This window comes from Streptomyces deserti (assembly GCF_054782695.1).
Genome location: NZ_BAAGRZ010000037.1, coordinates 31,185 through 53,002 on the forward strand (window position 1 = coordinate 31,185; position 21,818 = coordinate 53,002).

At 71.3% G+C, this 21,818-nt stretch carries 10 protein-coding genes and 2 pseudogenes; 3 read left to right on the plus strand and 9 right to left on the minus strand.

All coding sequences use genetic code 11. The features are described from left to right. Window positions 1-459: 459 nt before the first annotated feature. From ACYVMZ_RS35125 to ACYVMZ_RS35135, 3 genes are all read right to left on the minus strand, one after another. Window positions 460-801: a MerR family transcriptional regulator gene (locus ACYVMZ_RS35125; protein ID WP_461086929.1), complete on the minus strand. Its 342-nt coding sequence runs from the start codon at window positions 799-801 to the stop codon at window positions 460-462. Window positions 802-1,240: 439 nt separating this feature from the next. After that, window positions 1,241-1,411, minus strand: coding sequence for a hypothetical protein (locus tag ACYVMZ_RS35130; RefSeq protein WP_461086930.1), 171 nt, complete (start codon window positions 1,409-1,411; stop codon window positions 1,241-1,243). A 322-nt stretch (window positions 1,412-1,733) separates the two neighbouring features. Beyond that, complete coding sequence (locus tag ACYVMZ_RS35135; protein ID WP_461086931.1) at window positions 1,734-4,028, minus strand: ABC transporter substrate-binding protein; 2,295 nt, start codon at window positions 4,026-4,028, stop codon at window positions 1,734-1,736. Between the two features lie 745 nt (window positions 4,029-4,773). Here ACYVMZ_RS35135 and ACYVMZ_RS35140 point away from each other — a divergent pair. Beyond that, window positions 4,774-5,016, plus strand: coding sequence for a DUF5302 domain-containing protein (locus tag ACYVMZ_RS35140; protein WP_461086932.1), 243 nt, complete (start codon window positions 4,774-4,776; stop codon window positions 5,014-5,016). Window positions 5,017-5,256: 240 nt separating this feature from the next. Next, window positions 5,257-5,613: pseudogene (locus ACYVMZ_RS35145) on the plus strand (transposase); the annotation flags it as partial. A gap of 394 nt (window positions 5,614-6,007) precedes the next feature. Here the strand turns inward: ACYVMZ_RS35145 and ACYVMZ_RS35150 are convergent. From ACYVMZ_RS35150 to ACYVMZ_RS35175, 6 genes are all read right to left on the minus strand, one after another. Beyond that, complete coding sequence (locus ACYVMZ_RS35150) at window positions 6,008-7,027, minus strand: hypothetical protein (protein WP_461086933.1); 1,020 nt, start codon at window positions 7,025-7,027, stop codon at window positions 6,008-6,010. Between the two features lie 58 nt (window positions 7,028-7,085). Then, window positions 7,086-7,949 carry a thermonuclease family protein gene (locus tag ACYVMZ_RS35155; protein WP_461086934.1) on the minus strand — a complete coding sequence of 288 codons (864 nt, stop codon included), beginning with the start codon at window positions 7,947-7,949 and terminating at the stop codon, window positions 7,086-7,088. Between the two features lie 378 nt (window positions 7,950-8,327). Next, window positions 8,328-14,315, minus strand: a complete 5,988-nt coding sequence (locus tag ACYVMZ_RS35160) for a hypothetical protein (RefSeq protein ID WP_461086935.1) — start codon at window positions 14,313-14,315, stop codon at window positions 8,328-8,330. Between the two features lie 31 nt (window positions 14,316-14,346). Beyond that, entirely contained in the window at window positions 14,347-16,887 is a 2,541-nt protein-coding gene (locus ACYVMZ_RS35165; RefSeq protein ID WP_461086936.1) for a hypothetical protein, read from the minus strand. Between the two features lie 55 nt (window positions 16,888-16,942). Beyond that, window positions 16,943-19,834 carry a DUF6603 domain-containing protein gene (locus tag ACYVMZ_RS35170; RefSeq protein WP_461086937.1) on the minus strand — a complete coding sequence of 964 codons (2,892 nt, stop codon included), beginning with the start codon at window positions 19,832-19,834 and terminating at the stop codon, window positions 16,943-16,945. A gap of 5 nt (window positions 19,835-19,839) precedes the next feature. Next, complete coding sequence (locus tag ACYVMZ_RS35175; protein WP_461086938.1) at window positions 19,840-20,904, minus strand: WD40 repeat domain-containing protein; 1,065 nt, start codon at window positions 20,902-20,904, stop codon at window positions 19,840-19,842. 474 nt (window positions 20,905-21,378) lie between these two features. Between ACYVMZ_RS35175 and ACYVMZ_RS35180 the strand changes: the two are divergent. Then, window positions 21,379-21,713: pseudogene (locus tag ACYVMZ_RS35180) on the plus strand (phospholipase effector Tle1 domain-containing protein); the annotation flags it as partial. Window positions 21,714-21,818: the final 105 nt, after the last annotated feature.

Here is a 21,818-nt window from a genome sequence, read left to right on the forward strand (position 1 = left end):
AAGGCCGCGAGTCCTTCATCCACGGGCAACTCATTCCACTGCTGTCAGCGTCGGCAACCCGCGTCGCTTCGTCTTTGCCCGGATCGCAGTACCAAGTGGGGCCACGCAAGGCGCGGCGTGCCGTCGTCGCCCAGCCCTCGGCGCCCACCTCGTAACCGGTCGGTACGGTGCGCTTGCCTTCGTAGATGGGCGTGACCTTGTAGAGGATCGCGTAGGTGGTCCACGGCCCGTCCTCGCTGCCACGGCCGGGCGGTCGTGGTGGGATCGTGACCGCCCGGCGTCACCTACGGCTTCAGCGGTAACGGATGACGTGCAGCCGGTGAACGCCTGTCGGGGTCAAACAACACCGTTGCGTCGGACGAGCCGTCGACCACCGCCGCGCCGCCCTCCATGGGGCGACTGAGTCAGCGCGTGTTCGGCCGGTCCCGCTCCGGCTCCATGGCCGAGTCCGGCCCCGGGTCAGGCTGGAGTACTTGACTGGCCGGTGCCGCGGGCGCGTAGTTCCTCGTTGATGCGCTGGGCTTCTTCGAGCTGCTCTTCGAGGATGACGATGCGGCAGGCGGCTTCGACGGGGGTGCCGGCGTCGACGAGTTCACGGGCGCGAGCGGCGATGCGCAGCTGGTAGCGGGAGTAGCGGCGGTGGCCGCCTTCGGAGCGCAGGGGGGTGATCAGGCGGTGCTCACCGAGGGCGCGGAGGAAGGCGGGAGTGGTGCGGAGCATTTCGGCGGCCCGGCCGATGGTGTAGGCGGGGTAATCCTCATCGTCGAGCGGGTTGACGGAGCGGGGACTGGCAGCGGGCATAGACCTCTTCTTTCGAAGGACGCGTCGGGGGGCCCGGGCGCTACTGCGCGCCCGGGCCCCGAGGTTTCAACACCATCTTCCGGCTGACTTCAAGCCGGCTTCCTTGTTCCGCTGGCCCGCCCGGGAGGGCGGAGCTGCGGGGATCGCGGATGCGTGACCGTGGACCACCTTCCGTTCTGGGGCCTGCGGTACCCGAGCGGTCTCTTCGTCCTCGCCCGGGCGATCCTGATGGCGTCTGCTCCTCCCTCATTCGGTTGCGGTTGTACTGCCGGATATCGCGGGTACTGCTTGCGGCCCCGGCATTGTGGCGGCAGACACCGGGTCCCACGCTGGTCGTGTGTCGTTCACGAGGCTGGAGCGAGACTGAGATCACGCCTGGGCGAGGTGGATGCGTCAGCTGTTGACCGTTCCACCATTACGCGGAAGCAGGACCGTTCAGTCAGTCCGAGTCCTGCTCGTCCGTCGCCGAGGCACTGGCCCCTTCCTCGGAGGCCCGCTCCGCCCATTCTGTCCCCTCGTCGCCGGACTCGGTCCCGTCCGGTGACCGCTTCTGCTGCTCCTCCTCAAAGTGCTTGCGCACCTCTTCCGGCTTGTCTCCGACCTGTTCCATGGCGTTTACCTCCAGCGCCGCAGGCTCTGCCGGGCACACCGCGGGCCCTCACTGCCAGGTTCACACGGAACAGCCCCTGTGGCGCATCGAAGGAGGTTCGGGTGCTCCGCTCTGCCGGGACGATCTGCTCGCTGCGCGCATAGGGATCGGCGGTCAGGGGTGCCACAACAACGGTTCGATCACCGTCCTGAGATCATCATCTGTCTCCCACGGCTTCGGCCGAGCCTCCCAGCCCTCCCTCACAGCCTGCTCAACATGGCGCCGCCCCAGACCAACCACGTCGGTGGATCATTCTGTTCGGAGTTCTGGGCGGGCGGCACCCTCAGCGGCCTCCCCGGGAGCAGTTTGCGTGGCTGTCCACGTGCGGGCTGTGGGGGGCCAAGCACAGGAAGAGGGGGCGTTTTGCCCGCTCTTCCTCGCTGAGCGGCAGGGTGAACGCGCGGTCGGGCGCGATGCCGTCCTGGACGGTGACGTGGTTGCGCAGGGCCTGCAGGACGTTCGACGGCGAGGCGGAGCCGCCGGATTGTGCGGATGCCTGTTCAATGGCGGCGGCTGCCGCCCGGAAGGAGTCCCCTCCGGTGGAGTAGTCACTCCCACCCTCGGGTTTGTGCAGCACGGGCCGGTCGGAGAAGGAGATGTAGTAAAGGTCCACCGCGGTGTATTTGTGCAGCCGCGCCCACTCGGGTACGTCCTGGTACTCGATCAGTGTGTTGACGTCGGAGGCGATGACCGGGATGGGGGAGGACTTCGTTTTGCCGCCCCCTCCGCAGGTGTCCTGCACGCGCGCGAGCACCTTCGGAAGTTGGGTGCCCCGGGCGGCGTAGAAGGTCGTGCCTTGGTCTGCGGGCAGTGCGCAGATCCTTTTGGCGAGGTCCGGCAGTCCCAGGGCGGTGGCGTTGCGGTTCCCGGGCCTGGGTGCTGGAACCTGCGCGAACCACGGGTCTTCAACGGCGATGCCGTGGGCCTTGAGCCGTCTGGCGAGGCTGTCCCGCAGTTCGTGGCTGTAGCGGTCCTTGCTGTCATAGACGATCAGCGCCTTCTGGCTGTCCAGGTCTACCGCGCGCCTCACCATGGCCTCGGCCATTCGCTCGTTGGTCGGCTGGGTGTGGAAGAAGTTGCGTGCCTCCTGGGCCATGAAGTCGCCGGTGACGGAGGCTCCGATCACGGGCATGCTGTCGCCCAGGCGGTTGATGGCATTGACCGATTCCTGACGGCTCTGGGTGATGCCGATCACCGCGGACACACTGCTGTCCTTCGCCGCCAGCTTCCTGACCCGGTCCGCGACCGTCTCCCCTGCGCCGAAGGCGAAGCCGGTGTTCGCCACCAGGATCTTGAGCATGGGCGTGTTGTGGTCCACCATGGCCCGCTCGTTCCACATCTTCTGTGCCGCGGCGGCGCCCTGGAGCTGTAGCACGCCTGCCGGGACGATCTGCTCGCTGCGCGCATAGGGATCGGCGGTCAGGGGTGCCAGAAAGACCACCGTACGGTGGGTTCCCTTCACCGCGGCGTTCTGGCGACGAATCTGGTCCTGCAGGTCACGCAGCAGGGATTGCGACTTGACGCCGGTGAAATAGCAGCCCTTTGCCTCGGTGTCGACGCCCACGATTTCCTTTCCCTCCCGCCAGGTGCCGCCACAACGGCCGGGGGTGGGCTGCGTGATACGACTCCCGTCCGAGTCGTCCCAGAGGAAGTCGATCACCGGCACATGGTCACGGAACGCGAATCCTGCGGAGCACAGGATCACCAGTAGCAGGGCCGGCAGGGCCCACCCTGCGTGTGCACGGACGGCGCCCACCTCGGGGGGTGTCGCTTTGGCGTTGAGCGCCAGCCACCTGGCAACATCCGGCTGCTCGGGCCCGTCCTGTATCAGCACGACGATCCGGCGGGGCCCCGGCGTGTTCGCCGGTCGGCTTCCGGGGTGCCTCAGCACAGTGGCAGCCTGTTCGAGGCAGACCGATGGACTGGCGCCGGTGTCGGTGCCCTCCGGCTCGTCCCGTTGCCCCACGACAATCACCAGCGGGGGACGCGCACCCTGCCCCACGAGGTCGCGGTGTGCCTGGAGGAACTGCCCTACCACAGCGGCCCGGGGACCGCCGAGATCGGGTACCAGCAGCACGAAAGGCCAGAGCCTGCGGCGCCGCCGGGGCCGGAACCGGCTGGGCTCGACGGCCCGGGAGAGATCCGTGAAGAGTGCTTCCAGCAGCAGGTTCAACCTCAGAAGCCTCTGCTGTTCCGCGCCTGCGGTGCGCAGCCGTGTCGCGGCCTGGATGAAGTCCCGGGCGGCCAGTCCGGCGTTGGTCAGTCGGCGGGCGTACCACCGCATGGTGCGATTGAGCCTCCACCGGTGCCACACCTGCAGCGGCCAGGACAGCACCACGGTCCAGATCCCTGCCAACCATCGGGGGATCGCGGCGTTGTCGAGCGACTGTCGCACGGCGTTGAGACCAGGGGTGCGCTGCTCCCAGCGGGTCCACAGTCCCCGCTCCATGGCGCGGTGCGGATCCCGGGGGACATCCGCCTCTTCCTCCGGGGGCTCGTCGCCGGGCATCCGTACGTCGAGGACGTCCCGGCAGACCTGGAACTGCGGCAAACGCAGCGTCCCCGCGTGCCGCGGCATGGTGTTCTTCCACTCCGTGACGAGGAGGTCGAGCAGTTCGACGTCCGGCCTGGCATCTCCGTCCCCCGAGGCCGACGGCGGGGACCCAACGACAGCACGCGGGACGAGGGAGGTTCCGTCGTCATCGCCGCTCCCGACGAGCCGGTCGCCGTAACCGGACACGAAGGCTTCGGCATACCGCGGTCCGGCCCCGTTGTCGCAGACGACGAGCACTGGCAGCTGTCGGCCGCCGCTCGGCTGCGTCACCAACTCGTCGAGGGCTTTCACGAAGTCGACCACATGTTCAAGAGCCGGTATGGACACAGCCGTTTCCCTCCCCCACAGGACACTTCTCGTGGGGATGATCCCGCCGTGGAAGCCAGGACACGCCGCGTCGCCGGAGTTGGCTGAACTTGCCCGAAAACGTCTCTGGGCAACCCGATCCGGATCGCTCCGGAAAGCGCTGGGTTGCGCGCTCTCCCCGAGCCCTCGTCCGAACTCCCGCGTGCTGCGGCTGGGGCGGTAGCCCGGACATCCGTGACGGCCATCAGCCCTGGCCTCCCGATGCGCGCCGGGGCTGCTGCAGGCCGATCGCTTCGGCGACGTCCTCGGACAGGCTCTCGTACGGACGACCGGCCTGGCGCTACCTGCCGCACGACTTCCCGCCGTGGGCCACGGTCTACGGCTCCTTCACCCAAGCGGGCGCCCCGCGCGGTGCCCGGGCATGACAAGCTGTGCTTCCACTGCCCGAACCCAGGAGGTCACCATGACTGCAGAGTCTCCATCGCAAGAAGGTTCGGAGCCGGTTGACGCCGAGAGCCGTGCCCTGGCGCCTGACGATGACGGCCAGTACGACCTGAAGGGCAAGTTCCGGGAGGCCCTTGCGCGCAAGCGAGGCAAGCAGGCGGAGGCCGCGGCCCTCGCTGCGAACACCGACGCGTCGAAGGTCCGCAGCGCGCACGGCCCGGCTGCGAGCCAGCGGTCGTTCCGACGAAAGAGCGGCGGCTGAGTTCGAACCGCCGCCGGATGGGACTCGGCGAGACACCGCCCGGCCTCCTTGCCGGTGATGCTGCGCGGGGTCCTGCCGGGTGACGGAGGCGACCATCTCCTTCGGTCTCACCCGTGAGGCCCAGCTCGAAGTGGCCCAGAGCGTCGGTCACGCAGGCCAGAAGGCCCGACGGTCGAGAGCATTCCGCCCCGCTGGATGTCGTCCAGCGGGGCGGAGTGCTGCGAAGGGCGAGATGGCAGGCGCAAGAACTGCTGGCAGCTGGCCGAACAGGCCGGTCACCGCCGATCCGGGCCCATGCAGCGCCTGCAACGCTCCGCCCGTTGGGACGCCGACGCCGTCCGCGCCTACGCCGTCGACCGGCTCGGCACTGACGGTGGTGTCCTGATCGTGGACGAAACCGGCTTTGTGAAGAAGGGCCGGGCCTCGGCGGGCGTACGGCGGCAGTACACCGGCATCGCGGGCCGCATCGAGAACTCCCCGGTCGGCGTTTTCCTCGCGTACGCCACCAGCCGGGGACGGACACTGATCGACCGCCGGCTCTACCTGCCCGCGCACTCCTGGTGCGCGGACGTCGAGCGCATCCGCGCGGCCAGGGTCGACGCCGCCATGCGCGAACTGATCGGGAGCGGGGGTGGCTGACGGTCCGCTTCCCGGCCTACAACCCCGACTTAAACCAGGCCGAGGGTAGTGTGGGCACAGCTGAAGAGAAGCCTGGGCAGCCTCGCCCCGTGCGGTAACGATGACCTTGCCGGGCTGGTCCGCACCCGCCTCAAACGAATACAGACGGCACCAGTTTCCCCACGCCCTCACTTGGCCTCCATGTCGGCCTCGCCCGACACCAAGGGTGACATAGAGGCACCCGCCAGGTGTTCCCGCAGGCGCGCACTCGCGTTCCCCACTTCCGAGGGCGTCGTGCGGTACGTGCCCTCGGCCGGGCACGACTTCTTCGACCTTCTGCCCCTGGACGGCCTGCCACGGAACCGGTGACGGCTTACTGGTGTGCCAAGACCCTGAGCGGGACGCGGACAAGGACTTCCTTCACGCCGGTGCCGACTCCGGAAACGATCGTGCTGCCCACCCAAGCGGCCGTAGGGGCCAGGAAGACGGCCCCGATCGCCAGGACGGCCAAGGCTGTCGCCACGCTCGCAGCGTAGTCCTCCGCATGGGTCGTGATCCTCAGCTGCACCTGGAGATCACCGGCCACCTGGGCCTCGCCCTGCGTGACCGGGTGCGTCTTGAAGACGTGCACGCTCCCGGTGTAGATCACCGTACGTTCCACCGGTTCGAACTCGACGCGCAGGAAGGCGGTCTCGTCGCCGATGGTGCCTCCGATCCGGGGTGTCCCGTCGAGGCCCGTGCTGACGCTGACGGCCGTGAACAGTGAGCCGATCGCGCCCCTGGACTCCGAGCGCAACCGGGAGCAGAGCTGGTCCAGGGCGACTCCCCCGATGGCCCGGGCACTGCCGGAGGCCACAGCTGTGTCCAAAGCCTTGAAGTCGGGGGACACCTCACAGCCCAGGTTGTACGCGTCCTGGCTCCAGGCAACCTTCAACGGCCCGTTCACCCAGAGTTCCATGTGGATGCCGGGGCCGTCCCATTCCGCGACCTGCCCCCGGAGGGTGTAGCTCAGGGACGGCCAGGGGGCGGCGTTCTCCGGCAGCTCGAAAACCTCGTAGTTCGAGACGGCGAGCAGCAGCGGGGTGCCGGCCTCAGCGGGGGCGCTGCCCGGATCGACCAGTTGCATCAGGCGGGTCCAGGTGCCCGCGCCCACATCCACCCGGGCGTCGGCGATGAGGCCGTCCTGGACCGTCTGGAAGCTCCGGATGGCCTCGCAGAGTTCGTACGAGGCGTGGCCGTCCCCGATCGGCGGCAGTGTGTCCAGTGACGTCCCGCCGGCCGGCAGTCCGACCGCGTCGAGGAGTTCGGCGACCTGCTGCTGATCGGAGGCGTGGTTGGGGCACTGGGTGCCCTCGTTCGTCAGACCGACCGCTTCGCGTAGTCCCCAAGACATGGCGTTTCCTTCCCGGCTTCTCACCTCGTACGGCCGGCTCCGCCGAAGACGGCCGGTGTCAGGCGTCCTCGAAGAGCAGGTCCTCGGGGGGATGCGTCATCCTCACGGTCTGGCCGTTCGTGGCCTCCACGACATGGTGCAGGCCCAGGCACCGCTCGCCCGTGGACAGGATGGAGAAGCGGTCCCCGACGCCGGCCAGAAAGGCCGGGAAACACGCCAGCGGCATCGTGCCGAGTCGGATGTAGTCCACCAGCCGGCGGAACAGCTTGGGGAGAAGCACGACATCGTCCGTCAACGAGGCCAGTCCGGTGATCTTTGCCCCGGTCGTGGTGACATCGCTCGGCCACAGGCCCCGTCCCGCATCTCGGGCCTCCTTGGCCGCGGTGGCCATCTCCACCCGCAGGCTGGTGAACAGGCTGCGGTAGAACGTCGGGTACGCCAAGCCCGCCGTGAGCAGATGGTGGTTGACCGTCGTCCTCAGCACAGTGGCGTCGACGTCGATCTCCAGGCCACTGGTCCCCGGAGGTATTCCGCGCCCCGCCAGAGCGATGCAGCGGCCGTGGACATCCGCACTGCGGGTGAGTATGAACCCGGGGACCGTGTCCGGGGTCGTGGCGGTCACCGTCTCGTCCGGGCGGCGCTGGACATCGGTGAAGCCCAGCCAGCTCAACAGCTCGTCGCGTGCGGCGTGAGCGAACTGCAGCGGCTGGTGGACTCGGTTCGCGCCGTAGTGCGTCTCGAGTGCATCGACCGCGTCCAGCCGCAGTTTGGCGCGGCCCACCGCGCTGTGCTCGACGGCGCGGCCCAGCCCGCCGCCGACCAGGCTCCACTGCGAGGGGTCGTCGGCCGTGAAATGGACCGTGTCCCCGTCCGGCTGCGAGCCCTTGACGTCGTAGAAGCCCGTGATGAGCAGCATGGGCATGGCGACTCCTCCGCGGATTCAATGGCGATTGTCTGCAGACTGCTGTGGCCGTAGCCCCACCCGTAACGGCTCGTCGGCCCCTACTTGAAATGGTGCGCTTCAATGCGTGGTTTCGCACCTTGAAGAGGGTTTTGCCTCGATGTCTCATCCCGGATTCAAGGTTTGGTCCCGCGGTGTCAGATCGCGTCAGGAAATGGTCACTTCATCGGTGAGGCGGCGGGTCATGAGGTCGGTTATGGCCAGGTGGATCAAAGCTTCGAAGCGCTCCGGGGCGACGCCGAGGGTGGAGGCGTGTTGGACGAGGTGCCGGTAAATCCCGTCTGCTCCCACGTGGCGACCGCAACGGCCAAGCCCACGTCCTGGACGGCCTGGTTGTCGTCATGGCCACGGTTCCGTGGGTCGCACCGTGTCGAAGGCGAGCCCGCTGGAACTCTCCCCCGTGCCGGGGGCTTTCTCCCTGCGCACCCAGGTGTGCCAGGAGCCGTCGAACCAGCGGGCCAGCACCGGGCGGCGGGTCACATGGACGCCGTCTCGCGGCACTTCTTCCTCATGCAGCCACAATCCGGGGGTGATCAGGCGGCCCTCGGCGCGCGAGTCGAGGCCGGGACCGGTGAGTGTGACCAGCCGGAAGCGGATCTGGTCGGCTCGCACCGGTTCGGGGACCAGGGGGAACCAGTAGTCCGGCACGACGGTCTGCACGGTGTACGCGGGCAGCTCCCCGACCGTGTCCGGAACGAGCGGTGCGCTGCGCGCCCAACGGTCCCGGCGGTCGACCAGCTCGCCCCGGCCGTCGGTGTAGTGGTGCTGAACGGCCCACGCCCCGTTCGCCAGTTCGTCGCGGGCCAGGACCACGTGTTCGAGGGACTGCCCCATCTGGCCGCGTTCGGTGGGCAGGATCAACAGCCCGGAGGCCGCCGGGTGGTCCGGGTCGGGGCTGTGCACGGTGAACATCGACCAGGACGGGTCGTCGCGGCCGGCGCGCCGGACCAGGTGGTGGCGGCCGAACACATCGCGCACCAGCAGCTGGTCCAGGACGGTCAGTGAAGCGGTCGGCACTTCCAGCGGCACCAGGAACCAGTCATTGCCGTAGACCGTGGCGAACGAGATGAGGAGCAGGCGGCCGGTGTCCAGGGTGGACACCTCCGCCGCCCCGAGATCGACCCAGGCGTCCTCCATCTCCCAGAACCGGTCGGCCGGCAGCCCGCCGTAGCGCACGGTCGAGGGCAGGCCTTCTTCGGTGAACGCGTGGCGCGGCCCCTGCGGCGCGGCCTCGATGTCGGGGTCGGAATGCACGTCCAGGCTGTACCAGTCCAGCCCGTCTCCCTGGTACTCCTCGGCACGCAGCACCGTACCGCCGGTGGACAGCTCGACGGCGTACTCGAGTCGATGCGGGTCGAAGCAGTCCGGGCCGCGCTCCGCCAGTTGTGTGGCCCACCAGCGCCGCCAGCCGGCGGCGACCTCGCCGAGTCGCGCGTCCGGTCCGCTGTCGAAGGTGCCCGCGTCCAGCGCTGCCGCCACCGACACCGCGTCCGGCAGCCGATCGTCCAGCAGACCGACCAGGCTAGCTTCCGGCGCGCCAGCGCGGAGCCGATGGGGGGCCAGCGCCGTGATGGCGGCGGTGAGCACTCCGGCGTCGTCGCACATGCGCAGCAGCGCGGCACCGCCTTCGGCACGCAGCCGCTCGTCGACCTGTATGGGCTCGTCCTCGATCTGGCCGTCCAGCGGGCCGAGGCGCGGGTCATAGGGCACCCAGTCGGCGGCTCCGGCCGGCCTCCATGCGTCGATGGGCGCGCTGCTGCCGCTCATCCGGACCACCGCCGGGGAACCGGCGTCCTGGGCGGTGAACTCCCCGAACTGCCACTGGCGGGTGAGCAACCACAGCGGGTCGTGCACCCGGGCGGCCAGTCCGGCTTCGACGTCTTGGGCGCGGTGCCCGGGCTCCAGCCGGAAGGGACCGTCCGGGTCGGTGTTCGGCCGGCGGGTCTCGATCCTGGTCAGGGCCTGGCCGGTCGCTCCGTGCGGGGAGATCCGGACGCCGGGGAGGAGGTCGTCCAGCTGTGGCAGGTCGGAGAGGTCGACGGCGCGCAGCTTGGCCAGTTCGAGTGTCTCGCGCAGCACCTGCACGAGGCCGTCGGAGGTCCAGCCGCGGCTGAGGTCCGGGGGCACCGCGATGAGCACGCTGTGCGGGGCCTTGGCGTCGGGGCGATCGTAGTGGAGGGCGACGCCGGTCAGTTCGGTCTGCGGGGCGGAGCCGGGGTCCGGGCCCGGCTGGTCCGAGCCGGGCAGCAGCTCGATCCATTCGTCGAGCACGAGGCCGGTGAAGGCCGCGCCCGGCGCCGTGTCGGACGGTGCGTGCCAGACGAGGTGGGTGGTGGCCGCCGGGCGTCTCCCGGCCGGGAAGGTGCCGCCGATCCATGCGTCGGCCTCGCCGCTCGGGTGCTGTGCCGCACGCAGTCGTTCGACCCGCTCGGCCCGGGTTCCGGCCAGCATCAGTGTCTCGTGCAGGGCGCGGACCATCGGTCGTACGGCCGCGTTGCGCCGCAACCAGTCCTCGATGTCGGCGCCCGGCAGGTCGCTCCGGCCGGCCGGTGACGGTGTCGGCGCGACGAGCGCGGGCAGCAGTGGGATGTCCGCGCCGAGCACCTCGGTCAGCGCCGTCCGTACCCGGGAGAGCCAGGCGTCGGCCGAGTCCGGCGCGACCGGCTCGGTGGCCAGGTCGCGAAGTGTGGCCTCGGCGGGGTGTCCGGTGACCAGCGGGGTCTGCGCGAAGTCCGCGAGGCGTGTCCGGAGTTCTGTCGTGTCGGCCGAGTGGTCGTCCGGGCTTTCGGGAAGGTGCCTCGGCAGCAGCGGCTGGGCGGTGGACAGCAGCGACCGGATCCGGACCGCCCTGCCGTGCAGAGCGCTCCAGCCGGGTCCGGCGAAGGTGACCGGTGTGTCCGGCGCGACGGCCATGGCGTTCTGAACGGCTCGGCGTAGGCTGGCCGGTTCGGCGGCGGCCGCGTCCAGTACGGTGCGCAGCGCCCCCAGCCCCAGGCGGTCGGCGCCGAGCGCGAACGACCGGACGTCGTCCTCGCCTTCCCGGGCCTGGCGTCCATCCTCTTGCCCGCCCAGCCGGCCACCGAGTGTCCAGCCCGCCGCCGGGCCGAGCAGGTGGGCGACCCAGGCCTCCAGCGCGGGTTGCAGCGCGGCGACGGGATCGGCGGGCCAGCCTGTCGTCCCGGCTGGTTCCGCCGGCAGCAGTGCGGCCACCCGATGGGTCAGTGCGCGGGCCCGGTGCGGTGTGCGCAGCACCCGGCAGGTGTCCGGAACGTCCTCGCCGCGGCCGAGGGTGTCGGCGGTCAGACCCGCGCGGATGGGGTTGCCTCCCACCAACTGGTGGACGCTCTCGGCCAGCACCAGGTCGCCCACCGCGTCCAGCGCGTCGGCGAGGTCGTCCAGCAGCGGTGCCACCGCCTCCCGGTCGCCCGGCGGCACCACCGGGGCACCGTCGATGACACTGGGCAGATCGGGCACACCGGCCCCGGCCCGTACGAGGGCCATCCCGTCGACGACGTTGCGCGCGGAGATCGCCTCGGCGCTCCGCGCCCACAGGTCGGCGTCGGGCTCCTGCCCTTCCGTTTCGGGTACGACGGGGAGGGGGAACTGGCGGCGGAACCGTTCGACGAGGTGGTCCAGTTCGGCGTCGTGCAGAGCCCTTTCGAACCGGTAGCCCAGCAAGGACCCCAGGTTCTGGCCCTGGCGTACGCCGCCGAGCAGCCAGCGGGCGATGCGGGCGCGGCGGGAGGTGAGGCCGACCGCGTAGGTCTGCTCGCCGGGGTGGCCGAGGAAGCCCGAGCGCAGGACGGCGGCCGTTGCCGCGTGCTGCAGTGACGGCGCGTGGATGTAGCCGTCCTGCTCGGACACCTCGACGGTGGTGTCCACCTCGTCCAGCTCGATGTCGAGCTGTTCCCTCGGCACCGGTGGGCGCAGGTTCTCCACCCAGCCGTAGCAGCCGAAGTGGACGCCCTCGGCGCCGGATGCCCGCAGCTCGGCCAGGCGCCGCGACGCCAGTGACGTGATCCAGGCGTCCAGCCGGTGCGAGTGGACGTCGATGACCTCCAGCAGCAACTCGGGCAGTCGGGTCACCGGTACGGCGGCCAGGGTCCGCAACGCCTGTTCCAGTCGGGGCAACGCGCCCGCAGCGCGGGTGGCGGCCGCGACGCGTTCCGCACGCTCGCGCTCGCCCAGGCCCTCGAGCACGTCGGCCACCAGTTGGTCCACGTCGCTGATGACGGCCAGTGCCCGGCGCAGTGGGTCGTCCGTGCCCTCGTCGCTCTCGTCGCCGTGGAAGGATGCCCAGTTGGGCAGGAACAGCAGCGCGTCGAGGACTCCGCTCGCGTCCGGTGGGGGCTCGGGCGGGAACTCCGGTGGCGCTTCTTCGTCCTCCGGCGGGACCCCGCCCTCCTCCTCGCCCGGCTGTTCCACCTCGCCCGGCGTCTCGCCTCCTGTGGCCGGAAGGTCGAAGAACGTGCTGCGCCGGGGTGGGGTCTCCCGGCCCGAGGACAGTTCCACGGGCCATGCCCGGTCATAGCTCTCGGCGTCCAACTCGCCCGCCAGGAAGGCCCGTACCGCGCCCAGATAGTCCGCGGTGGCCGACGCCCGGGACGGGAAGGCGTCCGGGTCCGGGGTGAGCCGGCTGACGAACCCCGGGATGCCGGTCGCTTCGTCCAGGCCCCAGCCGAGATCCGTCCAACCGTCGCCGCTCGTGGTCCAGCGCAGCACCCCGTCGGGCGCCAGCCCGGGCAGGCCCAGCTGCGCAGGGGGCTCATCACGCGACGTCTTCGGGACGGCGAAGCCCGGGCCGTCCAGTCGGCGCATGCTCAGGCCGGTCGCCACGGGCAGCCGCTGCAACGCGTCCACCGCGACCTGGTCGATCGGCTCGCCCGGCTGGGCCCTGGGGATAGGGTCGATGGCCTCCTCATCGTTCAGCACCGCGCGCCAGCGTTCCCGCAGCCGCAGCAGCCAGGGCGCGAGCAAGGCGTCCACATCGCCGTTGCGTTCGGCGCGCCAGTCGTCCAGCGCGGTGACGGGCAGCACTCCGTACGGCTGGCGGCCGACCCGCAGCATCGGCAGCGGCCCGCGGCCTCGGACATGCTCGGCGAGGTGGTCCCGGACCGCACGCCACGGCCGGCCGGGTGCCACGCCGCGGTCCTGCCGGGTGCCCAGGTCGAGGGTCGTCAGCGCGGCCTCGGCGAAGCCCTTGCCCAGCGTGGGCCAGGTGAGCAGGGTCAACGCGGCAACGGCCGACGGTTCCAGATCGGCCGCGCCGGGGCAGCCGCGCAGGAACCCGGCGTCCGGCAGGCCGAGTGCGTCGGCCAGCGCGTCGGCGACCGGCCGCTCCCCCGCCTGCGGGTCGGGTTCGGGCCCCGGATAGGCGGGGGCCGAGGACCAGCCCGAGCGGGTGCGTGGGGTGTTGTTGGTGGGGGTCCCGGAGGGCAGCAGGCCGAGCCCGCCGCCGAACCGGTGGCCGTGCAGCAGGTCGCGCAGCCGGGCCGCGCCGTCCACCGCCGAGTCGTCGCGTACCCCGACGACCAGCAGCTCGTCCAGGTGCTGGGTGCCGTCGGGCGGGAAGATCAGTTCCAGGCCCATGCCGGCCTTGACGGCTTCGAACCAGTCGGTCTCCCAGCCTTCCTCCTCGGCGCGCAGGAGGCCGATGGGCAGAGGGTCGGGCACCGGACGGCCGAGCTTGTCCACCACCACCTGGCCGTCGAGCAGGCCGAGGAAACGCCAGCGTCTCGGCATCGTCACCACTCGCGGCCGGTGTTCCTGCGGGTCGTCGGGGCGTACCGCGGGCGGCGGGGAGCCGGGGCGGCAGGCGCGGACCGCCCAGGACGCTCGGGCCGGGCGCAGCTTGGTGAGCACCTGCTGCCAGGCCTCCGGGCCCGGGTTCTGCCAGTACTCGGTACCGGCGGCCGCCTCGGCGGGGGTGAGCTCTGTCTCGAAACCGGAGAGCAGGATGTCGTCCGGGTAGATCCGCACGCGCAGCGTGCTCGGCTCCCACCAGATGGTCTCCACCCGCACCGGCAGGAGGGCGATCGGGGCGATGTTGTCGTCGGGGAACAGCGCCGTGCCCTCTCCCAGGGCGCGGGTCAGTTCCTCTTGGGCGTCGGCGACGAAGCCGTTCAACTCGTCGGCTGTGCGCTGCAGCTCCGCGTGTGCCGCCTCGGCGGCGCTGAGCAGTTCCGGGGTGGCGCGCTCGTCGCCGGCCCGGATGGCGTCCTGCAGGCGCCGCACCACGGCCTGCTGCTCGTCAGCGCGGGCCTGCGCGGTGTCCGCCTCGGTGCGTGCCCGGTCGAGCTGTGCGCGGGCAGTGTACGCGTCGGTCATGTTCCCGGTGCTCCTGTCCTCGGCACGGTGCTCAGCCGCCCAGCAACGTGGCGGCCTTGAAGGCCAGTTGGAACGGCTGTTGGAAGGCGATGCGGGCCATGTCGGCCGCGTCCCGGCCCCACACCGCCGGATCGGGCTGCCCCAGCCCCGTCGGCGTGCCGGGTGCCGGGCCGACACGGACGCATCTGGCGGCGTCCACGCTGACGCCGTTCCAGGTGAGGTCCGCCCAGGTCTTCATCTCGGCGGGCTGCGGGCCCGAGTCGAACCCGAACTGGGTGCCGCGCATCGGTTCGCGGAACACGAAGAACCAGTCCTCGGCGCGGGCCCGCTCCTCGTCGAGGCCGGCGAACAGGTAGAGCACGGTGGACTCGTCCAACGCCAGCGGGGTGGCCGGCACTCCGTCGAACGCGGGAGGCAGCTTGCCCGCCACGCCGCGTGCCGCGAGCAGGGCGGTGCCGGGGAACCGGCGCAGCAGGTCGCCCCGCACGAGCAGTGCCAGGTTGCCCTCGCCTCCGGTGCGCAGCCGGCTGCCCAGCGGGGTGTCCGGCGGCCACAGCGCGATCTCTTCGACGTCGGCGTCGTCGCTGGGCCAGAACCGGGCGAAGGGGGTACCGCGCTGGTCCGTGGGGAACTCCCGCCACAGCAGCTCCCGGTTGAACTCCTGGTTGAGCCCGACGAGCAGGGCGGCGACGAACTCCGGGTTGGTCTCCAGCAGGGTCACCGAGTCGGGCGCCAGCGTGCTGATGCCTGGCAGCGCCCACTCCGGCCAGCGGGCCAGCAATTCTTCGGCGATCGGCACGGTGAACTTCGGGTGGGCCATGATCGGCCGCAGCGGGCGGGTGTCGTCGTCCGTGCGCTCCGCCCAGAAGCCGGCGGGGATGCGGTCGGCCATCCGCCGCATCTGCAGCCGCGTGGGGCTGACCCCGGCGCGCAGCTCGCCCGGCAGGCCTGCCTCGGGCGCGTCGTCACGGATCATGCCCATCTGTCTCAGGCCCTGTACGAGGACCGGTTCGGGCGTCCCGTCGTCGGGGACGTCCCCGGTCGCGCCGCGGTGGGCACGGCGGGCCAGCGCGCCGTTGCGGCGGGTCAGCCGGAGGAACGAGGTGCTGGCCACTCCTGTCGGCACCTCCTTGGCCGAGGCCAGCGTGGTGGCCAGGGTGGTCGCGGCCGCGTCCGGTTCGGTGGCGGACAGGAGCATGCGCCCGCTCACCGGCGCCATGACGGTGACCAGGTCGGCCACCTCCAGCGGGTCGAGGTGCTTGTGCTGGGCCCGCTCGGCAGCGGCGGCGGCCAGCTCGCCGGCCGCAAGCAGCCGGTTCGCCTGCCGGATCTCGCCGACCTGCTCCCAGGCCCGGGCCATCAGGAACTCCTGCTCGAGCTGCACGTAACGGGCGCCGAGTGCGGCGGCCACCCGGCGGCGGACCTCCAGGTTGAGCGTGCTCAGCCAGCTGTCCGGATGGGTGGGCACGGTCTGCTCGCCGGTGTGGTGGCTGCCGTAGAGCGGCGGAGCGACGGCGACGGTGTCCCGGTCCTCGACCGGCTCCCCCTCCCCGTCGTCGCCCGCTTCCCCGGTCTCGGCCCGGCGCCGGGCCGGAGCGTCCAGACGTTCGCGGATCAGGGCACGGAACCGGTCCTGCGCGGCGGGGTCGGACCACGTCTCGGGTACCGCGGTTCCCGGTGCCCGCAGTGCGCCGTCCAGTGCCACCGTGGCCGACTCGACGGGTTCTTCGGCAGGCCAGGGGCGGCTGACGATGGTCCGGGTGCCGAGCCCGGCCTCGGCGGCCGGCCGGAAGCGCAGTCGGCGGGCCAGTTCCTCGAAGGTGCCCGCTTTCCCGGTGCGGAAGGTCCACCAGTGGTAGACGGGCAGGTCGACGGTGTTCCTGCCGGCGATCGGCCAGGCGTCCTGCGTGTCCGCTCCGACCGCTGCCGCGTTGAGGCCCACGTCCCGCCCGGCGGCGGTGGCGGGCACCACGGCGGCGATCCATCCCCGGTCCGGGGCCAGTCGGCGCGGGCACAACAGCCGCCCGACGACATCGGCCGAGTGGATGCGCACCCCTTGCTCGACAAGCTTCCGCGCGCTGCCGCTGTCGGTGACGCTGTCGGGCAGGCGTGCCTCCACGTGCGTCCAGGCCCACCGCTCGGCCAGTGGGGGCAGCGCGGCGACCGGGGCGGTGAGCACCGGCAGCGGGCGTGCGTCGCGCGGCGGGGCCGCTTCGTCCTCGGCCAGCACGATCAGCACGATCCACGGCTGGGGGGACGGTCCGGACGGTGTGGGTGCCTCTCCCGGGGACAGCAGCCAGGGCAGGTCGGCGTGGGCCAGCTCGACACTGGCCAATACGTTCTCCGCGGCGTCGGGCGTGCCGGGCGGTGGCTCCTCTCGCAGCACCATGCTGCGGTCGAAGCCGAGCACGTCCCCCGGTCCGACCAGCGACAGCGTCGGTCCCGTCACCGCCGGCTCCTCGCGGCGGCCGTCGATGTCACGTGTGAAGCGCACCGACGTCGGCAGTGTCTGGCCCGTGGCCGAGGCGGCGGCGCCGACCCGCGCCGAAGAGAAGAACCATCGCGTGCTCATGCGTCGCTCCCGCCGGGATCGAGGGACCGTGGCGTACATCGCCCACCCGGCGCGCTCATGGGCGTGGCTCCCAACTCTCGACGAGTTGCACCGCGGCCTGTGGGTCGGGGAGTTGTCCGCGCACCGACTCCCAGGCATCGGTGGTGGCGTCGACCAGGGTGACGTCGTCGAGCAGCGGTTGCAGGGTGTCGGCGGCGACCACGCTCATCGTGGACGGGCGCACCGTGACGGCCGCTTCGGCTGTACGCCACCGTTCCAGCCGCTCGGCGGCGCTGACCGCGTAGACCGCCTCGCGGCGGAACACACCTGCCCAGGTGGAGAACTCCCGTGTGGGCAGAGGTGGTTCGTAGCCGGTCTCGTAGCCGTCGTCGACCCGATGCCCGGCGCCGAGCCGGATGCCGTCGGTGCCCGCCCGCAGCCCGCCGGCGCGGCTGACGAAGGCGGGCGCGGTGAGTTGTTCGTCCTCGGTGAGATCGAAGAACTCACCCGGCACGAACCGCTCGGGAATCGAGGGAAGACCGGCAGCGGGCCGTGGAGTGCCGAGGGTGACCTCTTTGACCGTCCAGGTCTGCACCGGTACCGGCCGGCGCTCGAACCGGGAGATCGGCACACCCAGCGGGACCACTCGCTGGGTGACGCGCAGGGTGGCGTCGGGGTGTACGAGAGCTCCCTTGGCCAGCTTCTCGGTCGCCGCGGGGGTGAACACCAGCGCGGTGCGTTCGACAGCCGGCCGCTCCACCGTCCAGGCCTTCGGCTGGGCGAGGGCGGGGCCCAGCGCTTTGAGCGGATCGCGCCCGGCCTTCGTCTGGACGGCCGGCGGCGAGCCCCAGCGTATGTCGAAGTCCAGCTCGACGTCCCAGAACAGCACCGAGATGCTGCCGGTGCCGAACGCGTGCCAGGGGGCCGGGCCCTCCAGGGTGAAGTCCAGGCCGATGCCGGCCAGTCGGCGGCCGAACGCGCGCACCGCCACCCCGGCCCGTACACGCACCGCGAACGCGAACACCGGGTCGAAGACGAACAGCGCGTCCAGTCCGAGCCAGCCCTGTACGCCGCAGCCGGCGATCGTCGCGTCCATCTGGACCTGGCCGCCGAACATCACCGCGTTGGAGGTGACGGCGAAGTAGGCCTCCATGCGCAGTCCGAAGCCGTTGCCCGGGGCCAGGTCGACCTGCAGCCGACGCAGCGCGGGCACCCGGGCGGGGCGGGTGTAACGGGGGTGGAAGCCGCCGGCCGACAGAACGAACTCCGGCTGCGCACCGCCCCGTACCAGCAGGTACATCTCGCCGCGCACGGCCAGTCCCACGATCCACGAGCCGGACAGCGACACCAGCAGTTCCACCAGGGGGACGGCCGGCTCGATCCGGCCGAGCACACTGGCCTGCAGTCGGACGAGCGGCAGGACCGGATCGGGCAGCCCGACCACCAGCCGACCCGCCAGGACCGCGCGCGCCGGGGCGGGCAGTTCCAGGATCAGGGCGCCGGACAGCGACACCCTCCCTGCGCCCCAGGTGATGCGGACCATCGGCCCGACCAGGATCCGCCCGCGGGCCACCGGAAACGCCGAGCCCAGGGAGCCGATGATCTCCTGGGCGCGCTCCACCGCGCGGTCCGGGAACAGAACCCGGTCGGCGTTGCCGTCACAGACCAGCTGTTGCAGCGCGGTGATGTCCGCGCGCCGGTTGACGCCGACCAGCCCGCCGACCGCGTCCAGCGCGAATCCCAGGCCCAGTTGGATGCCGGGGTCCGGGAAACGGGCGGCGAGCAGCACCAGGAAGCTGGTGGGGGTGTTGCCGTCCGGCGGCCGGAACATGGCCATGGCCTGCAGTCGCAGCACGCCCAGGTCGATCGAGATCAGCCCCCCGTAGCTCTGGTCGGGGGTGCGTCGGACCACGCCGCCGCCGGACACGGGCGGCAGAGTGAGCTCGGTGCCGATGCCGTCCGGGAACAGTTCGCGCGGGCGGGGCCGGCCGTTGCCGGGGATGGTCGCCGGGAACACGGCCAGGTCGATTCCGGCCCGGTCCAGGGAGACGCGCAGAGGCAGCCCCGGCAGCCCGGCGGTGGCCGACATGGACAGGGCCAGCCGGGGCTCGCCCGCGTCGAAGGTCAGTTCCAGTGCGGCGCCCCGGGTGCGTACGCCCGGCGCGTTCAGCCGCAGCGGGAGGGGCACGTGCGGAGCGCCGGTGCCGGTGAAGCGCAGGCCGTCGGTCCGGTCCGCCCGGACGGTGACGTCGATGGGCTTGGACCCGCCGGCCATCGGGCTCGCCCCACCGACGCCGACGAGCTCGGCCAGCGCGGCCGGCAGGATGGCGGCGGTGAGCCCCAGCAGTTCGACGTCGACGGCCGCCGGCGTGGCGGGGGCCGCGGTCACGGTGACCGTGATTCCGTTGACGCTGATTCCGGGCCCGTCGTTCATTCCGGCGGTCAGCGGGCCGGTGCGCCGGAGTCTGACCGTCGCGGTGCCGCCGGGCGGCGCGGGCGGCATGCCGGGGCCGAAGGCGGCGTCCCAGCTGTCCGGCGCGGCGATGGCCGCCTCCGCGCTCCACGGCGCCGGGGCCGTCTGTGGCAGGGTCAGGGTCGCTCCCGGGGTGACCACCACGTCGAACACCGGCCCGTCCGAGGTCACCCCGAGTACGGCGCGCCCGGCTCCGGACGGGTCGGTCAGCACCAGCGCCACACCCAGGGGCGAGCCGGGGGCCCGCCGCCAGCCGTGCAGCCGCACCGGCGAGTCGGCGTCCAGGTCGCCGAGCATCTCCCGTACGAGCTCCACCAACGAGTTCCCCGCGGGCAGCCGGTCGTGCACGGCGAGCAGCCGTCCGGCCAGTACGGTGCCGGCGGCCGACGGGTCCTCGCCGAGCTCGGGCAGGCCGCTTACCAGGCCGTCCACCGCGTCCCGGGTCAGCGCGCGCAGCTGGCCGGCGACCTGGTGCAGGAGTTCGTGTCGGTCCATGGCGCTCACCCCTGGGCGGGTCCGCCGTTGTCGATCACCAGTGCGCGGTCGAAGGTGCCCACGCCCAGCCAGCGGCCGTCCGGGCTGAACCGCATCGTCAGGACCTCGTCGGTGGTCACCGCGTAGAGCTCCTTGCCGTCGAGGTTGAACAGGCGCACGACGTTGTCGATGGAGGCGCTGGCCGCCACCTTGCCGTTCGGGCTGAACGCCACGTGCGTGACGGCGCCGAATTCCGGGCCCGGGGCGTCAGCCAGTTTCGGCGCCCGGCACTTCTCCACTCCGGAGTCCGCCTCCAGTACCCGGGCGAACCCGTCGGAGCCACCGACCACGGTCCACCGGCCCTTCGGATCGAACGCCAGACAGTTGGGGGCGGTGACCTGGTCGTCGACCTCGTCCTCGGCCGGCCACACCTGCTCTCCGCCCTGCGCCTCGAACATCCGGGTGGTGTCGTCCGCGGCGCAGCACAGCACCCGGGACGCGTCCGGGCTGAACGCGACCGCGAGCACGGCGTTGTCCGGCGTCAGCCGCCCGAGTTCGACGCCGGTGGCCAGCTCCAGCACCCGAGCTGATCCGGCGAGATGGTGGTCACCGCCGTGGCGTTCGTCGACGGCCAGTGCCACCCGGGTGCCGTCCCGGCTGACATCGACATCGGCGATCAACGGCCGCTCGACGGTGATCCTCCGGGTGACCACACCGCTCGCCGCGTCGAGTACGGCGACCAGCGTGTCGGTGCTCGCGACCAGCTGCCCGTCCGCGCCGAACCGCACGGTGTTCACCGAGTTGCCCGGGTCCAGCGGTCCTTGCCAGATGACCGAGCCGGTCGAACCGTCTCGCAGGAGGACCTGTTCGAAGTCGGCGACGGCGAGCTTGGTGCCGTCCGGGCTGAAGGCGATGGCGGACACGGACCCTTCGGCGGGCACATCCAGCGGGGCACCGGTGCCGACCGTGCGCACCCGCAGCACGGAGTCGCTGCCGCCGCCGGCGAAGCGGGTACTGTCCGGGCTGAAGGCGATCGCCTGAACCGAACCGCCGTGTTCGACGGTGAGCGCCACCGTACCGGGCTCACTCATGGCCAGTTCCTCCTCGGGCCGAGGCGTGGCGGAGGGGTACACACCACATCACCGGTGAGTCACGGAGCTTCCTCGCGCATGGAACTCATCACAGCACCCTGCAGTTCACGGCCCCCGGGCCCGGCCTACAGCGCATCAGGCGTGGCGTCGGCGCCGCGTTCCCCTGGGTGATGAAGCCGGAATGGATCGATTCGCATGGTGAACACCGCGGATATACGCGTACTGCGTGTCGCATTCAGTCGTATTCACCGTCACAGCGCACGTCCGGCCGTGTGCGCTTGCTGCAATTCACCAGCCTAGCCGAAATGTCGACACGTGCCACATCTACCCGGTGCATCCGGTGATTACATGCTGCGACTTTTACATCACGACACAGCCATGGGCGTTGGCTGTCGCATAGCGCGGCCCACCGAGTGGTGCAAGCATGGATGTAGTGCTAGGCGCCACTCCACGCTCTCGCGAGGAGAGATCGTCATGGCCAAGCGTCTGGTCGTCTGCTGCGACGGCACGCGGAACTTCGCCCACCAATCGAGCAAGACCAACGTCGCCCAAGTCGCCCTGTCCATACCCCCGGGGTGCACTGCCGGGAAGGAGCAGCGCGTCTGCTATCACCGCGGCGTGGGCACCCACCGGCGGGAGCGCCTGCACGGTGGCGCCTTCGGCGTGGGCCTGTCCCAGCACGTCTCAACGCCTATCGCTTCCTCGTCGAGACGCACGAGCCCGACGACGAACTGTTCCTCTTCGGCTTCAGCCGGGGCGCGTTCACCGCCCGCAGCCTGGTGGGCCTGCCGCGCAACTGCGGCATCCTGCGCCGGGACCACACCGACCGGATCCCGGAGGCCTGGGCTCTGGTACCGCGACCGGATCGAGCAACCGAACGGCGCGGCCGCCACGTTGTTCCGCCGCGGGTACGC